This is a genomic window from Pelagicoccus mobilis (assembly GCF_016595505.1).
Lineage (GTDB): Bacteria > Verrucomicrobiota > Verrucomicrobiia > Opitutales > Opitutaceae > Pelagicoccus > Pelagicoccus mobilis.
On sequence record NZ_JAENIL010000060.1, the window covers coordinates 22,658 to 38,960 of the forward strand.

At 52.2% G+C, this 16,303-nt stretch carries 9 protein-coding genes; 8 read left to right on the forward strand and 1 reads right to left on the reverse strand.

Annotation, left to right across the window (positions count from 1 at the left end; translation table 11 throughout):
- Positions 1-48: 48 nt before the first annotated feature.
- Entirely contained in the window at positions 49-3,216 is a 3,168-nt protein-coding gene (locus JIN87_RS23435; RefSeq protein ID WP_200358136.1) for an alpha-mannosidase, read from the reverse strand.
- A gap of 223 nt (positions 3,217-3,439) precedes the next feature.
- On the opposite strand from JIN87_RS23435, the gene JIN87_RS23440 reads away from it, so the two are divergent.
- From JIN87_RS23440 to JIN87_RS23475, 8 genes are all read left to right on the forward strand, one after another.
- Entirely contained in the window at positions 3,440-5,407 is a 1,968-nt protein-coding gene (locus JIN87_RS23440; protein ID WP_200358138.1) for a sodium:solute symporter family transporter, read from the forward strand.
- 25 nt (positions 5,408-5,432) lie between these two features.
- Positions 5,433-6,944, forward strand: coding sequence for a sulfatase family protein (locus JIN87_RS23445; protein WP_200358140.1), 1,512 nt, complete (start codon positions 5,433-5,435; stop codon positions 6,942-6,944).
- A 218-nt stretch (positions 6,945-7,162) separates the two neighbouring features.
- Positions 7,163-8,617, forward strand: coding sequence for a sugar MFS transporter (locus JIN87_RS23450; protein ID WP_200358142.1), 1,455 nt, complete (start codon positions 7,163-7,165; stop codon positions 8,615-8,617).
- Positions 8,614-9,747: an ROK family protein gene (locus JIN87_RS23455; protein ID WP_200358144.1), complete on the forward strand. Its 1,134-nt coding sequence runs from the start codon at positions 8,614-8,616 to the stop codon at positions 9,745-9,747. Before JIN87_RS23450 ends, JIN87_RS23455 begins: the two co-directional genes overlap by 4 nt.
- 4 nt (positions 9,748-9,751) lie before the next feature.
- Positions 9,752-11,116, forward strand: a complete 1,365-nt coding sequence (locus JIN87_RS23460) for a sulfatase family protein (RefSeq protein ID WP_200358146.1) — start codon at positions 9,752-9,754, stop codon at positions 11,114-11,116.
- 86 nt (positions 11,117-11,202) lie between these two features.
- Complete coding sequence (locus JIN87_RS23465) at positions 11,203-12,618, forward strand: sulfatase (RefSeq protein ID WP_200358148.1); 1,416 nt, start codon at positions 11,203-11,205, stop codon at positions 12,616-12,618.
- Between the two features lie 33 nt (positions 12,619-12,651).
- A complete protein-coding gene (locus tag JIN87_RS23470; RefSeq protein ID WP_200358150.1) occupies positions 12,652-13,830 on the forward strand; it encodes a glucosidase family protein in 1,179 nt (392 codons plus the stop codon).
- Positions 13,831-13,835: 5 nt separating this feature from the next.
- Complete coding sequence (locus tag JIN87_RS23475) at positions 13,836-16,127, forward strand: GH92 family glycosyl hydrolase (RefSeq protein ID WP_200358152.1); 2,292 nt, start codon at positions 13,836-13,838, stop codon at positions 16,125-16,127.
- Positions 16,128-16,303 lie beyond the last annotated feature (176 nt).

The window sequence follows — 16,303 nt, forward strand, 5'->3', positions numbered from 1 at the left end:
TAACAAGCTGTCTGCTTTTGATTTCGACCGATTTACCGCTGGGATTGGCTAGTGGATTTCGAGTTTTAGAGTGATGATTTGAAAGGGAGTGTACTCGATTTCGACTTCCCCGTTTTTGATAGGCAGAGCCTGTAGGGGCTGCTCTAGCAAATTGACGATTTCGGCAGACTTGCAGCCTGTTGGCAGTTTCACCTTTGCGTTTCCGCGGGTGCCCCAGGCTTCGTAAAGCCGAGCCACGATGGCTTTTCCATCTTCGCTCGGTTTGAGAGCTTCGCAGATGAGGGCGGGGGAATTGATTTGGAGGAGACTGCCAGAGAGCGCTTCCCCGCTTGTTGTGGCTGCTTGCTGTAGTGGAATTGCTTGGACGCTTTGGTTGAGGCGGTAGGCTTCGTCGATGACTCCGGCGGTGCGGAAGTCGCCAGCATGTGGCATGAGGGAGTAGGTGAATTCGTGTTCGCCGATATCCGCTTGGGGATCTGGCCAGCTAGGTGCTCTCAGTAGGCTCAGGCGGAGGTGGCTGCCTTCGATGCTGTGGCCGTACTTGCAGTCGTTGAGCAAGGCGACTCCGAAGTCGAACTCTGAAAGGTCGACCCACTTGTGGGCGCAGACTTCGAAGCGAGCCCAGTCCCATGACGTGTTGCGATGGGTAGGACGTTCGACGTGGCCGTACTGGATTTCGCAGCGAGCGGTGTAGGTGTGGAGGTTGAGCGGGAAGCCGACGCGGAGCAGTTTGTTGCTTTCCTGCCAATCTGCGTGGGTGACGAAGTCCAGTCGCTTGGAGTTGGCGTTAAGCACAATCTTTTGCGTGAGCTTGGATTTGCTGAAGGATCGTTCCACTTGGAGGGCGACTTGCGTGGCGTTTTGCTCAAGAATCGTTACTGATGCAGGCCCATCGAGAGGTTCGCTCATTAGGTCCGCATGGTTCTCGACATCCCAAGCATCCCAGAAGACAGGCTGGTCGTGGTGAAGCGTGAACACGTTTCCTGGGCAGCCCGATTTGATGGATTCCCGTCCGCTCGATTTTTCTACGAGGCTGGTGACGGATCCGTTTTGATCGACAATGGCTTTGATGTATTGGTTCTCCAATACGAACTCGTTTTCGCGTGCATCGACCGTTGGCGATTCTGAGGTGTCGCTATTTGTCGTTTCGGCGGCCGCGTCGATGACGGTGTATCCGTGGGCAGGGACGGTTGCGTGCAACAGGCGTCCGTTGGCGAGGGTGATTTGCTCGTCTCGGGCTTGTGAGAGGTCGTTTATGAGTAGATAGGGCTCTTGCATGCCCTCTGTCGCCAAAGCGGGAGCAATTGCTTCTGAGACCGCTTGAGTGAGGTTTGCGAGTAGGGCGTCGATGGTTTCGAGATCCTTCTTTGCGTCTTCGTAGACCCAGTGGATGGAGGAGCCGGGGATGATGTCGTGGAACTGGTTGAGAAGAACGAGTTTCCAAGCCCGCCCGAGGGTGGCTTTGATCGGGTCGTTTTCTTCCTCTTCGAACGTGTCGTAGGCGGCCCGTTCTGGAGCTGGCAATTGAGAGAGGAGATCGCAGGCGGTTTGGCGTGCTTCAGGGGCAAGTGTCTCGAGGAGACTGAGTAGGAACTCGCAGCGCTTGAGGGCGAACTCGTTGCGGCGGTTGCCTTTTTTGAGGAAGGCCTGGGTTGTGTAGGTGCCGCGGTGAAGTTCGAGGTAGAGCTCTCCAACCCAGACGGGCAGGTCGCTGGTTTCTTCTTTGAGTCGATGGAAGAAGTCCTTCACGCCCTCCATCTTCACGCGTGGCAAGCCTTCGAGGTTCTCCATGCGGCGGGCGGACTCGATGTGCTGGACAGTGGGGCCTCCTCCTCCATCTCCGAAGCCGAATGGGTAGAGGACGGAGAGGCTTTTGTCCTTTTGCTTGAAGGCGCTCTCGCTGGTTTTGATCTGCTCGGCGGAGAAGTTGCCGTTGTAAGTGTCGGCGGGAGCGAAGTGGGTGAGGACCTTTGAGCCGTCGATTCCCTGCCATTCGAAGGTGTGGTGCGGGAAGGTGTTGGTCTGGTTCCAGGAGATCTTCTGGGTAAAGAAGTAGTCGATGCCGGAGAGTTTGAAGATTTGCGGCAAGCTTGCGGAGTAGCCGAAGACGTCGGGAAGCCAGAGATCTCGGGTTTCGTAGTCGAAGGCCTCCTGAAAATACTGTTTGCCGATCAGGATCTGGCGGACGAGCGCCTCGCCTGATGCGAGGTTGCAGTCGGCCTCTACCCACATGGAACCGACCGGCTCCCATTGTCCAGCGGCGGTTTTCGCTTTTATGCCTTCGTAGACGCTTGGGTAGCGTTGGCGCATCCAATCGTATTGGACGGCTTGGGAGCAGCTGAATCGATAGTCTGGATACTTCTCCATGTACTTAAGGACGGTGGAGAAGGTGCGTGCGCACTTGCGCATGGTTTCGCGCAGCGGCCAAAGCCATGCGGTATCGATGTGAGCGTGACCGACGGCGGAGACGGTCACGGTGGTGTCGCCGTTTTTCGAATCGAGCAGCGGTTTTAGCAGTTCGCGAGCTTGGGCGTGCTGAGCGGGGCCCGCTTCGATGAAGTTGGCTGCTTGATTGAGCCCGGTGCGGATTCGCTGTTTGCGAAGGTTTTCCTCTGGGAGGACGTGCATGGTTTCATGCAGCACCCGAAAGTCGTGGTAGAGTTGTTGGCACTCCTCGTCGACAACAGCGAGTTCGCAGCGGGATAGGGTGAAGCGTTTTTCGCCGCCCGGTTCCGGCATCAGGTCGCTCTCGTTCCAAATGTCGAGGGATGGCAGCTGACCAGCAGGGTTGGCCGCGGTTTCCATGAGGAACTCGACGGCTTGGTTTGCTTGCGCGTCTGAAGAGATTGGTACGTCGTTGCGGTTTACATTGATAGCCACGAGTGGTTTCCCGTCCTGGTAGGCGAGACCTTCAACTGTGAAACCCTCGAGAGCTTCATATTCGAGTTCGATGAGAGCGGATACGGTTTTGCCTTGCCAGCTCGCGGGGACGCTTCCTTCGAATTTCATCCAGGCGGTGCCCCACATGTGTCCCCATTCCCCACCTACGGAAAAGGGAGTGTAGGCTTGTGATGCGGCAATGGAGACAGGAACCGGTTCAGAGGGAGCTTCCCAAATGCTGACGCTGAGGGGGGCCTTTTCGGGGTGTATGCGGCTTTTTAGGGCGGTGAGAACGTTCTCAAGCCGCTTTTCGATGACGCTTTGGTCCAAAATCATCCTTGGAAATTATATAAAGTGAGGAGCAAGGCTCTCTTAGGGGAGGTTGACCCGTTAATTGAGGGGGGGGGATTGTTTAACCATAATGTTTGCTGCTTTGCCGGAGTTGGATAATCGAGTGGAAGGCGCCGCGTTCCCATCGGTTAAACGAACAAACGTTTACGTGTAAACTTCAACCAGCGTAGTAAAACCCACCCAAGTAGCAACTGTTGTCCTACCCTTTATGACTCAATACCTCAACAACGCGGATCTTATCACGATCGGGCTTTACCTACTTTCGCTCGTGGTCGTCGGAATCTACCTGCAGCGAAGAGCTTCCAATAGTTTGGAAGATTACATCGTCGGTGGTAAGAAACTGCCGTTCTGGGCACTCGGTACATCGGGCACGGCCCAGTATCTAGATCTCTCTGGTACCGCGGTTGTGGTGAGCTTCCTTTACTTGGTTGGACCTCAAGGATTTTTCGTGAACTTCCGCGGTCACGTTATTCTGGCCATGGTGATCGTAATGCTCTGGTCGGGCAAATACCACAGGCGTTCCGGATGTCTCACTGCTGCGGAGTGGAATCTCTTCCGGTTTGGCGATGGGGCGAGCGGCCGTTTCGCTCAGATAGCGATGGTGGTCTCAGCGGTGCTGATTACTATGGGCTCGCTGGCCTACCTGATGGTTGGGGCCGGTGTCTTCCTTTCGACTTTCGTTCCGTTTTCCCCAGACCAGTGCGCCTTGGCTTTGGTCGTGGTTGCTACTCTTTATACGGTTCTCTCCGGATTCTACGGGGTGGTGGTGACGGACGTGATTCAGTCCGTGATCGTTATCTTTGCGGCCTTGCTGGTTTCGGTATTGGCTTTCAACCATATTGAGAGTTTCGAGGCATTGGCGGCGACCGCGAGCAGCGTTACCGGTTATGACACCTGGTCGCAGGCGGCTCCGGTCTGGCATGCGGACTTGCCTGCTGGGTATGAGGATTATGAGTACGTATCTTTGTTTGCGGTCTTTTTCATGCTGAGAGCCTTCTTGGTCGGGCTCGGTATGGGTAACGAATCAAGGTACATGGGGGCTCGTTCCGACAAGGATACGGTAGCTCTTTCGTTTATCACAACTTCGCTGACCTCTATTCGTTGGCCGATGATGATGGGCTTCGCGGTGCTCGGCCTGTTTGCCGTGCAAAATTTCTATCCTGACCAGGATGTGATCTCTTCAGGTGTCGAGATTGTTCGTCAGGCGTATCCAGATGTCACTGAGGATAAGTGGGGCGCCTTGGTAAGCGATATCGGAAACAATCCGGAGAATTATTCGCCCGCTCTTATTGAATCTTTGAAGAATGCTCTCGGGGAAAATGGAGATTGGAATCTCAAGCTACAGTTGTTGGGGTATCACGGAACAGTGAACCCGGAGAAGATTCTCCCCACTGTATTGGCTACTATGATACCGGCGGGATTCCGAGGATTACTCATTGTTGCTCTTGTGGCCGCTGCGATGTCTACTTTCGATAGCCAAGCGAACTGGGCGGCGGGCCTCTTGAGTAAGGACGTTTACCAGAAGTATTTCCGAAAGAAGGCAGGCAGCAAGGAGTTGGTTCTTTCGAGTTACTGCGCCACCGTTTTGATCGTGCTCGTGAGCTTCGTGTTCACCTTTGGTATGACAAGTATCAACGATGTCTACAAGTGGATCATCGTCAGTCTGCAAAGTGGTCTGATGGTGCCGACCATTTTGAAATTCTACTGGTGGCGCTTCAATGGTGCAGGTTTTGCCGGAGGCGTTTTGACGGGAGCTGTCGCTGCAATTGTCCAACGTTTGTATTTCCCTGATCTGCCAGAGATGACCCTGCTTCTTTACTCTATGAGCTTGGGAGGTCTTGGTTCGGTGATCGGTACCTACATGACGGGGCCGACCGAAGAAAAGGTGTTGAGCCGTTTCTACAACAAGACGTTGCCGATGGGGGCATGGAAAACCTACAAGGAAAAGCTCACTCCGGAAGTCCGTGCCCGTGCAGAGTCCGAGCATAAGCGTGATATCATGGCGGTTCCTTTTGCGGCTCTGTGGCAGATTACGCTATTCTTCGCTCCGCTGCTCCTCGTGATTCACCACTTTCAAGGTTTTATTGTCTCAAGCATCACATCTGCCGTGTGCTTCTTTATCGGATACAAGTTCTGGTATAAGAAACTGCCACCCCCGATGGAGGATGAGAAGTAGCCTATTCTTTTAGTTTTCTGCCCATATGATATCAGCTGCCAAAAAACGCCCTAATATCCTCCTGATTACAACGGATCAGCAACGTGCTGACCACGTTGGATTGGGAGGCCTAACCCATGTCGAAACGCCAAATATGGATCGTATCGGAAGAATGGGTGCTCATTTCGAGCGGGCGTATACGGTTTCACCCATTTGTGTGCCGACACGGGTGTCGCTCTTGACGGGACAGTATCCATCTTCTCATGGCGCTTATTCGATCGGTGTGACTGCGGATCCGTTTCCGGCGACTCTGTTCACTAAGGCGCTGCGGGATTCGGGCTACTATCTTTCTCTCTTTGGTAAGTCTCACTTTGTGGCTCGACCAGATGAGGAGTGTCATATCAGCGGGGGATACGATACGGACGACTCGTTTTACCAGAATGGTCCTACACCGTACCTCGATTTCCACGAGTTCGAAGGCAGTACAGGGCATACAATCAATACTGTACCGAGCATGCACTACAAAGCCTTCCTTGAGAAGGCGGGTGCTGACTACAAGAAGTGGTTTCCACAGATGTCCCCTGGCTACGACCACGAAGTTTGTGGCCCTTGGGACATCCCGGAGAAATTTCATGATACCACTTGGGTCGCGGATTTGACGGAGGGTTTTATCGAGCGTCGTAAAGATGCAGGTGAGCCGTGGTTTTGCTGGGCGAGTTTCCAGGATCCACATGAACCCTTCGTTTGTCCGGAACCTTGGTACTCAAGCGTATCAGATGAAAACTTACCGATCCTTCCTGGATACAAGGAAGGCGAGTTTGATGACCGGATCGATACCTATCGAAATGGATACGAAAAACACTGGGAAGCCTACGATGAAGGCAACGGTGTACCGTGTGTCGGCGGGCGAGTCGGTTGGGACGAAAAGAAGGAGAACGCGATGCGTGCCACTTTGGGCATGCTTAAGTTTCTAGATCATCGCCTCGGCACCATTTTGGAGAAATTGGAGAAGACCGGTCAGCTGGAGAATACGCTAATCATTTTCACGAGTGACCACGGAGAGCTGCACGGACACCATGGAATATGGGGGAAAGGGGCGCTTGCGTTTGAAGATTGCCAACGAGTACCTCTGCTGATCGCTGGGCCAGGTGTAAAAAAACGTGAGGAAAGCAGCCATTCACTCATCAGTTTGGTGGATCTCCCAAGGACTTGCTTAGATTTCGCCGGAGTGCCGATACCACAAGGAATGCAGGGTGTTAATCAGGCACCGATGTTGATGGGGGAGGTTGAAGAAGTGCGAGATGCCGTTCTTGTGGAATGCCATCCAACTCGAAAATCCTTGGCGAACCACACGCTGATTACTGATGACTGGAAGCTCGTGGTGTATCGGAATTCTGAAGAGGGCGAACTCTACTGCCTCGAATCAGATCCAGATCAAAGTCGAAACTTGTGGGATAAAAATGAATACGCAGATGTTAAGGCGAAACTGTTGTTACGACTGACGCGCCTGAATATCCAAAGAGAAGGAGAGAAGGCTCCGCGAAACACCTTCGGCTAGACCAATTACGCAGTTGTCGCACTGGATCCTAATGGGGTGAAACCGACCCCATCATTAGACGAATTGCGTCCGGGCATTGTGTAAGACGAGACAGAACAAATTTAGAGAAAAAGATAAGGTTCCGCAGCAGAGCGGAGTATCAAAGTAAGAAAACTGAGAACACCGCCGAGCATAGAACTTCAATAGAGACTTTTTTGAAAATTCCAGAATCCCAGACCATGAGTACTGAAAATACCGCAAACCAATATCGACGGCCATTCGTGACCATCACCTTGCTCTTCTTCCTGTGGGGCTTCATCACGGTGATGAACGACGTCTTGATCCCGTATCTCAAAGAGAGCTTCAGCTTGACCTTCTTCCAAGCGAGCTTGGTTCAGTTTGCCTTTTTCGGGGCCTTTTTCTGTGTTTCGCTGATCTATTACCTCGTTTCGCTGGCCAGTGGAGATCCGATCAATCGACTCGGGTACAAGGCGGGTATTATCGTCGCATTGCTCATTTGTGGAGCAGGGTGTGTCTTGTTCTATCCTGCGGCTGAGTTTCAGAAGTATGGCTTTTTTCTAGGAGCTCTGTTCCTGCTCGCCACTGGGGTAACGCTTTTACAGATCGCAGCCAATCCGTACGCTGCTATTCTTGGGAAACCGGAGACCGCTTCTAGCCGCCTGAATCTGGCTCAAGGGGTAAATTCCTTGGGGACTACCTTGGCTCCAATCGCAGGTGGCCTTTTGCTCTACAAGGTGTTCGTGACCGGAGACGAGGTTACGATCGATTCCATCAAGCTGCCGTACGTGCTCTATGGGGCGCTTTTTGTCGGTCTTGCGGTAATTGTCTGGAAGAGCCATCTCCCGAAATTCTCTAACGAAGAAAAGGTGGAAGGCGGTATGGGTGCCTTGAAGTTCAGCCACCTCCGCTACGGTATGATCGCGATCTTTATGTATGTCGGAGGGGAAGTTGCGATCGGGAGCTTCCTGGTGAATTTCATTATGGATGAAGCCGTCATGGGATTGGAGGAGTCAACCGCAGCCCTCTATCTCGCTTACTACTGGGGGGGCGCAATGATCGGTCGTTTGTGTGGTGCTATTTCTCTCAGTGATATCGCAAGCCAGTCGAAGAAGTATGGATACATGGCCGTTACCGCAGTTGTAGTGTTCTTTGTTGTTTATGTTGTGACTGCTATTCGACTGGACGATGGCGAGTTTTCCATGGTCTTCATGACGCCTGCACAGATTCTGCCATTCCTGCTCATGATCGTGCTCAATTTCGTTGCCTTCATCTTCGGCCGTGGAAATGCCGCTCGAGCTCTTGGAGTATTCTCGATCTGTTTGATCGTATTGCTTTGCCTCGCTGCGTTTACGGGAGGCCCGATCGCTTTCTGGGCTGCACTAGGAACTGGTCTTTTCAATTCCATCATGTGGTCGAATATTTTTACGTTGGCGATCAAGGATCTGAAGCAGTACACCTCACAAGGGTCATCGCTCCTAGTAATGATGATTGTCGGTGGAGCGTTGGTTCCTCCATTGATGGGGAAGGCAGCGGATGTATTTGGAATACAACTATCGTTCGCAGTGCCAATTATTAACTACGTCTATATCGCCTTCTACGGTTTTGTGGGACACAAGATCGTGAAGTCGGAAATTGAAGCGATGAAGCCTGTCGCAGAGGAAATTAAAGTATGAACTACGAGAACGACGAGAGAATCGTTCTAACCTTGGATGCCGGAGGTACGAATTTCGTATTCTCTGCCATCCAAGCGAATAGGTCGGTTGTCGATCCAGTGGTACTCCCTGCGGAGGCCGAGGATCTAGAGCGTAGTCTGGCGACTATAGAACAAGGTTTTCGCTTGGTTGCGGGCTCACTTGCCACATCGCCTTCGGCCATCAGCTTCGCGTTTCCAGGTCCTGCGGATTATCCGCGCGGTGTTATCGACAATGTGGGGAACTTGCCCGCATTCGCTGGAGGTGTGCCGCTGGGACCTTGGTTGGAGAAACGGTTCGGGCTTCCTGTATTCATAAATAATGACGGTGACCTTTTCGTTTACGGTGAAGCGATTGCCGGTCTATTGCCAAAGGTGAACGACATGCTGAAGAGAGCGCAAAGCCCGAAACGGTATCAGACTCTCTTTGGAATCACCTTGGGAACGGGCTTTGGGGGCGGACTGGTGCACCGGAATCGCCTATTCATTGGCGACAATTCAAACGCGACCGAGATATGGCTGATGCGCAACAAAGTGCGTCCCAGTTGCCTCTCGGAAGACGGCGCTAGTATTCGTGCGGTGCGAAACGCGTATGCCCGTTTGGCTGGAATCGACTCCAACGATGCTCCTTCGCCGAAGGAGATTAGCGATATCGCCATGGGAAGGCGTGAAGGTGTCAAAGTTGCTGCTTTAGAATCCTACCGTGAACTGGGAGAAGTTGTCGGAGACGCTTTGGCCAATGCGCTGACCTTGTTTGATGGCCTCGTGGTTATCGGAGGAGGGCTATCCAATTCCTACCCTCTGTTTGTTCCTGCTTTGCTTAAAGAACTCAATGGTGAGATCGAGAATTATGACGGGAAGTCGCTTCCTCGCATTGTCCAGAAGTCGTTCGATTTAGAGGATGACGGACAGCTGTCTGTTTTCCTGGAGGGCGATCAAAAAGAGATTTTGATGCCGGGAGGTGACGAGTCCATGCTCTACGATCCTATGAAGCGAATCGGAATTGGCAGGTCGGTACTCGGTACGAGTGAGGCGGTTGCGATCGGCGCATACGCTTTTGCTCTAAACGAATTGGATACTGCTCAGATAGAGCTTCAACTTCAGAGCCTGTAGAGTCATGAGAGTAGCGAAATTAATCCTAACGGGGCTGGTCAGCCTGTCCGTCAGTGTTGTTGCCTTCGCAAAGGCTGAGAAACCGAATATCATTTTCATCCTAGCGGATGACTTGGGGTATGGCGATCTGGGTGTAACTGGTCACCCTTATGCGATGTCTCCGAATCTCGACCGTTTGGCGAGCGAGGGGCTCCGGATCGAAAATGCCTATGTCTCTGGGGCCTGGTGTTCTCCGAGTCGTGCGGCTCTCATGGGGGGCGTGTATCCAGCGCGTGAATTCAATGTTACGCATACTCTCGATTACAACAAGCCAAGCATGACCAGTGTCTTGAAGGACGCGGGGTATACGACGGCGCACTATGGAAAGTGGCACATCGGACCTAAGCGAGAGGGGCCTACTCCTGACATGTATGGTATCGACGAAGCCTTTATCACGAACGGGACAGGACCGACTTGGCCAAAGGAGGCTCGGAAGGATCCGCACTATCGCGAGAAGACAACCCCGCACTATGTGGATCTGACGATCGACTTCATGGAACGACACCAGGATAAGCCGTTTTTTGTGAACCTATGGGTGTATCCGACCCATTCCTACATCAATCCTACTAAGGAACAGCTAGCGGTGTACAAAGACTTGGAGGTGGAAATCAACGACTTCGAGAATCCGCTGCAAAGGGAGTTTCTGGAGTTCGTGTCTCAGCATGGTGATATTCAGGACGCGATGCGGGCTTACTGCGCGGACGTGACTGCTCTGGATACGGAGATGGGCCGGTTGTTTGACGCTCTCGATGAGTTGGGACTAACTGAGAACACGATTGTCATTTTCACGAGCGATAATGGTCCAGGGCCGATTGGAACTGAGGAAAGTATCATTAGGCGGTATGGAGAGCGTCCGACGCTATTGAACAACGTCGGTTCCTCTGGCCCGTTTCGCGATCGTAAGATTTCTTTGAATGATGGAGGGACGCGCGTCCCGTTTATTGTCCGTTGGCCTGCGAAGATTGCGGCGGGGCGTTTCGACCAAAGTACGCTGTTCGGGGGCGTCGATTTGATGCCGACGCTAGCGTCGATCGCCGGAGCGGAAGTGCCGAAGAACATCGATGGGGAGGACCTCAGCCAGCGTCTGGTGACAGGCGAGGGGAAAAATCGCAGTCTGCCGCTCTACTGGAATGATCGCCCTGGTTGGTCGACAATGCGTGACAAGCAATGGAAAGCCCATTTGCAAAAAGGTGAGTTTCGCTTGTTTGATATCATAAAGGATCCGTCGGAGAGTAGTGACGTTTCCAAGCAGAATCCTGAAGTGTCTGACAAATATCTACGTGCCCTGAGAAAATGGGAAGCGGTCCTGCCAAAACAAAAGAAGAAGTGAAGTCCCATTTCTGACACAAGCAACGATAACTCCAAGATATAACTACGACCTCAAGAAGAGAACTCTCTAAGGAGGAGCAATTTGAAATGAAAACAAGAACTGTAATCGAAAATCTTAAGAAGTCGCTGATTGCGACCGTGCTCTGCGTGGCAACTCAAGCCATGGCGGCGGAGAAACCACTCAACGTACTGCTCATCGTTATCGATGACCTTCGCCCTGAGCTCGCTTCATACAAGGCAGAGGGATTGATCACTCCAAACATCGATCGCTTTGCTGAAATGGGGATCCAGTTTGAGAGCGCTTATTGCCAGTATCCTGTCTGTAACCCGAGTCGTTCCTCTTTTGTCACGGGACTCCGTCCTGAGGAACTCGGGATTCTGGATAACAGCATTTCTCTCCGTCAGAAGTATCCAGATATGGTGACATTGCCGCAGGCGTTCCGAAACAACGGCTACTACACGGCTGGTATCGGTAAGCTCTTTCATGTCGGTTTGGATGATCACGGGAAAAAGAATTTTTTCCAGGACAACGAGTCTTTCGACTACTTCTTCAGCGCTCGAGGAAAAACGCCTAAGATCGCCGATAAAGGTGAGGGGCGTAGACTGGGTGATGGCACTGTTGGTTGGGCTCGCTGGCTCGCCGCTGAAGGTGGGGACGATGTCCAAATGGATGGCATGAATGCGATTCAAGCGGTCCGCCAACTTGAAAAGAATCATGACAAGCCGTTTTTCATCAGCGTAGGTTTCCATAAACCGCACGACCCGTTTATCGCTCCCAAGGAGTACTTTGATTTGTATCCTTATGATGAAGTCGAGGTGCCGCATGATCCTAAGGATCGTACCGCTCTCAACGAGTACTCTTTGCCTGGCAATTACAACTTCCCGACCTTTGACGAAGATGACCGTAAACAGTTCAAGCGTGCCTACATGGCGTGTACTAGCTTTACGGATGCACAGATCGGTAAGGTCTTTGCTGCCATGGACCGTCTCGAGTTATGGGACAATACCATTGTTGTTTTGATGGGTGACCACGGATACCACCTTGGCGAACATGGTTGGTGGAATAAGGTGACACTCTTCGATATTGGGGCACGTGTGCCATTGATCATCCGTATCCCTGGTGAAGATGGTAAGAGTCGCGTCACTGACTCAGTCGTCGAGTTGATCGATCTCTATCCGACTTTGATTGACTACGCGGGTCTCGACGCTCCGCATGAAATGAGTGGCAAGAGTCTTCGTCCTGTTCTCACTGATCCAAGCTTCGATTGGGGAGAGCCCGCATTTACAGTGGTTAATCGTCCCAAAGTTAAGCACGGCTATACGGTTCGTCAGGGAGACTGGAGACTTGTCCAATGGGGAGCGGACGCTCAGGGCGGCTTTGAGTTACACAACGTCGTAAAGGATCGAGAAGGATTCTACAATCTAGCCGACAATCCAGAGTACGCTGTCATCAAGAAGCGACTACATGCTTTGTTGAAAGAGAACTACGACGATCTCAATTAAGGTACCGACTCGAATCTTAACCCCAGAAATCCTATGCTTATAAGGCGAAGAATCACGTTGTCTTTGGTGGCCTTTTCTACGGCTGTTGCGTCAGTGTTTGCGAATGGCGGTGCCGATTGGTTGAAGGCAGAAACGCAACGCCAACTCGAAGGTTGTCGTGTGGAAAGCTCGTCTGGTGTATGGCTGCACACGCCTGACGGAATTGCTCACTACCATGCGCTTTGGACCCGCGACAATTATTACTTCTACAAGTATGCGGGAGATCTCATGAAGCCGATTGAGGTGAAGCGTTCGATTCAGTACATTCTCGATGGGCAGCGTGAGGACGGTTGCATTCCTGATCGTGTGAATGCTGATGGTACGCCGATTTATAGCCCGGGTGGCGATAATAACCCATTGGCAGACCATGCGAAGGACAATGGTCCCTTTGTTGCACTACTCGCGGTTGAATACACAAAGCGCACCGGAGATTTTGACTACTTCAAGGGGATCGCTCCGCAGTTGAAGCGTGGTTTGGATTTTATCGAACGAGCGCCTAACGGGCTCGTATACAACCCGCCTGAAAATCCGCAGTGCGTATACGGTTTTACCGATATCGTAGCGAAGACCGGTCATGTGCTTTTCACCTCGTTGATCTACTATCAAGCCTGTGTCGAAATGGCGGAGCTTGGCGAGCAGGTCGGATATTCTGAGCGACATGAGCTCCTCAGACGAGCTGAGTTGATCCGCAACAGTATTTCGAGCCTGTGGAATGACGAAGCGGGAATGTTTAACGCCGCGGATCGAGACTGTCAGCAGGTCGATATCTGGGGAAGTTTTTATGCGATCACTGTGGGATTGGCGACGGAAGCTCAAACCGATCGGATTCTGGATTACTTTCTGGGCAATCGAGCTGAACTCGTGCAGCGAGGACAAGTTAGGCACCTTGCTCCAGGCGATGCGTGGCAACGCTTTTTCGCACAGGTTCCGAAACCAGCAACCGAGCCCGGCAAATACCAGAACGGCGCTTATTGGGCGACTCCATTGGCGTGGATCGTTCCGATCATTGACCGGGTTGATCCCCAACTCGCTAGTAGCCTCGTGGCGGATACAGTTCGTGATTTCCGAGCTGAAGGTGTGGCAGAGTGTGTGAACGGCGATTACCGTAAGGTGCCGGACTACGTGCCTTCGATCACAAATTTATATGCGGTCCGTCATTGGATCGCGGAGTAAGTAAGATGAGACTACAGAATCTAAAGACAGGACTTGCGGCTGTTGCCTTCGCTCTTGCGGCAGGTGGCAGCTACCATAGCGAACTTGAGGCAAATGGCTTCGATCATGTGAACCCATTTATTGGAACTGGGGGACATGGGCACACCTTCCCAGGTGCCACGACTCCGCACGGCATGGTGCAGTTGAGCCCCGATACACGTTTGCTCGGCTGGGATGCGTGTGGTGGCTACCACTATTCGGATACGTCAATTCTCGGTTTTACGCACACGCATCTAAGCGGTACGGGAATCGGGGACTTAGGTGATATCCTATTTATGCCATTCATCGGGGAACCGAAGCTGAAAGCAGGCGAGCCGGAGAATCCGGATTCAGGGTACCGTTCTCGCTTTAGCCATGATGAAGAGTCTGCAGAGCCTGGATACTACAGTGTGACGCTTAGTGACTACGATATCGACGTGGAGCTAACGGCGAGCACTCGGGCCGGTTTTCATCGCTATTCCTATCCGAAGGGTGAAGACCGTCAGATCATAATCGATTTGGATCACACTCTGATGAATCACCGTCGTCCGATCACGGAATTACGCGTCATCAACGATCGTGAAATCGTGGGATACAAACGTACGCGTGGATGGGCTCGGAATCACCATGTCTATTTCCATGCGAAATTCAGCGAGCCTTTCGAGTACACGCTCTACGAGAATGGCAAGGAGTACACTGGCAAGTTTGCGGTAGCAGCGGGCAATACGAAGATCGTTCTCAATTTTGGAAAAGAGTCGAAGAAGGCGATTTTGGCGAAAGTAGGAATCTCGAGTGTCGATCACGAAGGAGCGAGGCAGAACCTAGAGTCAGAAATCGCTGGCTGGAATTTCGATGCCGTCCGGAAGGATGCGAAGAGGGCGTGGACTAAGCAACTCGACAGGATCCGCGTAAAAGGCGGTACGGATGATGAGAAGGAAATTTTCTACACTGCGCTCTATCACACCGCGATTAGTCCGTATCAGTTCACTGATGTCGATGGACGCTATCGAGGCATGGATCAAGGTATCCACAAGGCGGATGACGATAGCGTTTATACGGTATTCTCGCTCTGGGATACTTTCCGAGCGGCTCACCCGCTCCTGACGATTACCGAACCAGAGTTGAACGAAGCCTTCATTCGTTCGTTGCTCACCAACTACGATCAGGGCGGGATGCTTCCAAAGTGGGAACTGGCTGGCAACTACACGGGAACCATGATCGGTTCTCACGCCATCAGTGTAATCGTCGATGCCTACATGAAGGGCTACCGCGATTTCGACGTGGAGAAGGCGTATGAAGCGATGAAGGCTTCGATCCATTATCGCTCTGAGGATGATTTCTTGTATCCAGACCACCGCATTCAGGAAAAGCTGAACCCGATGGCTAAGAAGTATAATGACGAGTTGGGCTTCATTCCGTGCGATCTCGAGAACGAATCCGTGTCTAAGGCCCTTGAATACGCGTACAATGATTGGTGCATGGCTCAAATGGCGAAGGCGTTAGGAAAAAGGAAGGACGCGGCGATGTATGAAGAGCGTGCGAAGCGTTACGAAGTTTATTACGATGCTGAGACAGGCTTTATGCGCGGCAAGAACAAGGACGGTTCTTGGAAGACCCCGTTCGATCCACGTTATTCGAAACACCGAGAGGACGAATATACCGAAGGCAATGCGTGGCAGTGGACATGGTTCGTGCCGCACGATGTGGATGGCCTTGTTGATCTTATGGGAGGCAAGAAGCCTTTCGTTAAGAAATTGGACGAGCTTTTTAGCACGACCTCAGAAATGGTAGGCGAGCATGTATCCAACGATATCTCAGGACTTATTGGACAGTATGCGCACGGGAATGAGCCGAGCCACCACACCACTCACATCTACAACTTTGTAGGCGAAGCCTGGAAGACCCAGGAGCTAGTGGATGAGATCATGTCTACGCTCTACTTCGCTGATCCAAACGGACTCTCCGGAAACGAGGACTGTGGCCAGATGTCTGCGTGGTACATTCTGAATGCGATGGGCTTTTATTCCTTTTGTCCAGGTGATTCCCTTTACTCGCTCGGTCGCCCGATTTTCGACGAGGTCGAAGTACCGCTTCCCAACGGGAAGACCTTCCGGGTTACCGTTGAGAACAACGGACCAGAGAACAAGTACATCCAATCAGTGACCTTGAACGGTGAATCGCTGGATTCTCCATTTTTTACCCATGAGCAGCTTACGAGCGGAGGAACGCTAAAGTTCGTTATGGGGCCGAAGCCAAACAAGAAGGCGTTTACGAGTTAAGAATCACTTAGTCTATACGAAGCTCGAGGCTGCTCATTCGACTTTCTAGAATGGGCAGCCTTTTTTGCGGTTGGAGCCTCTCTTTTTTTAGGCTAATCACCATCTTGCGGGGACGATTCTGTTTGCAACGCGTTGTAGGACTGGCGCTCGCCGCCACGCCGCATTGCAAGAGATGA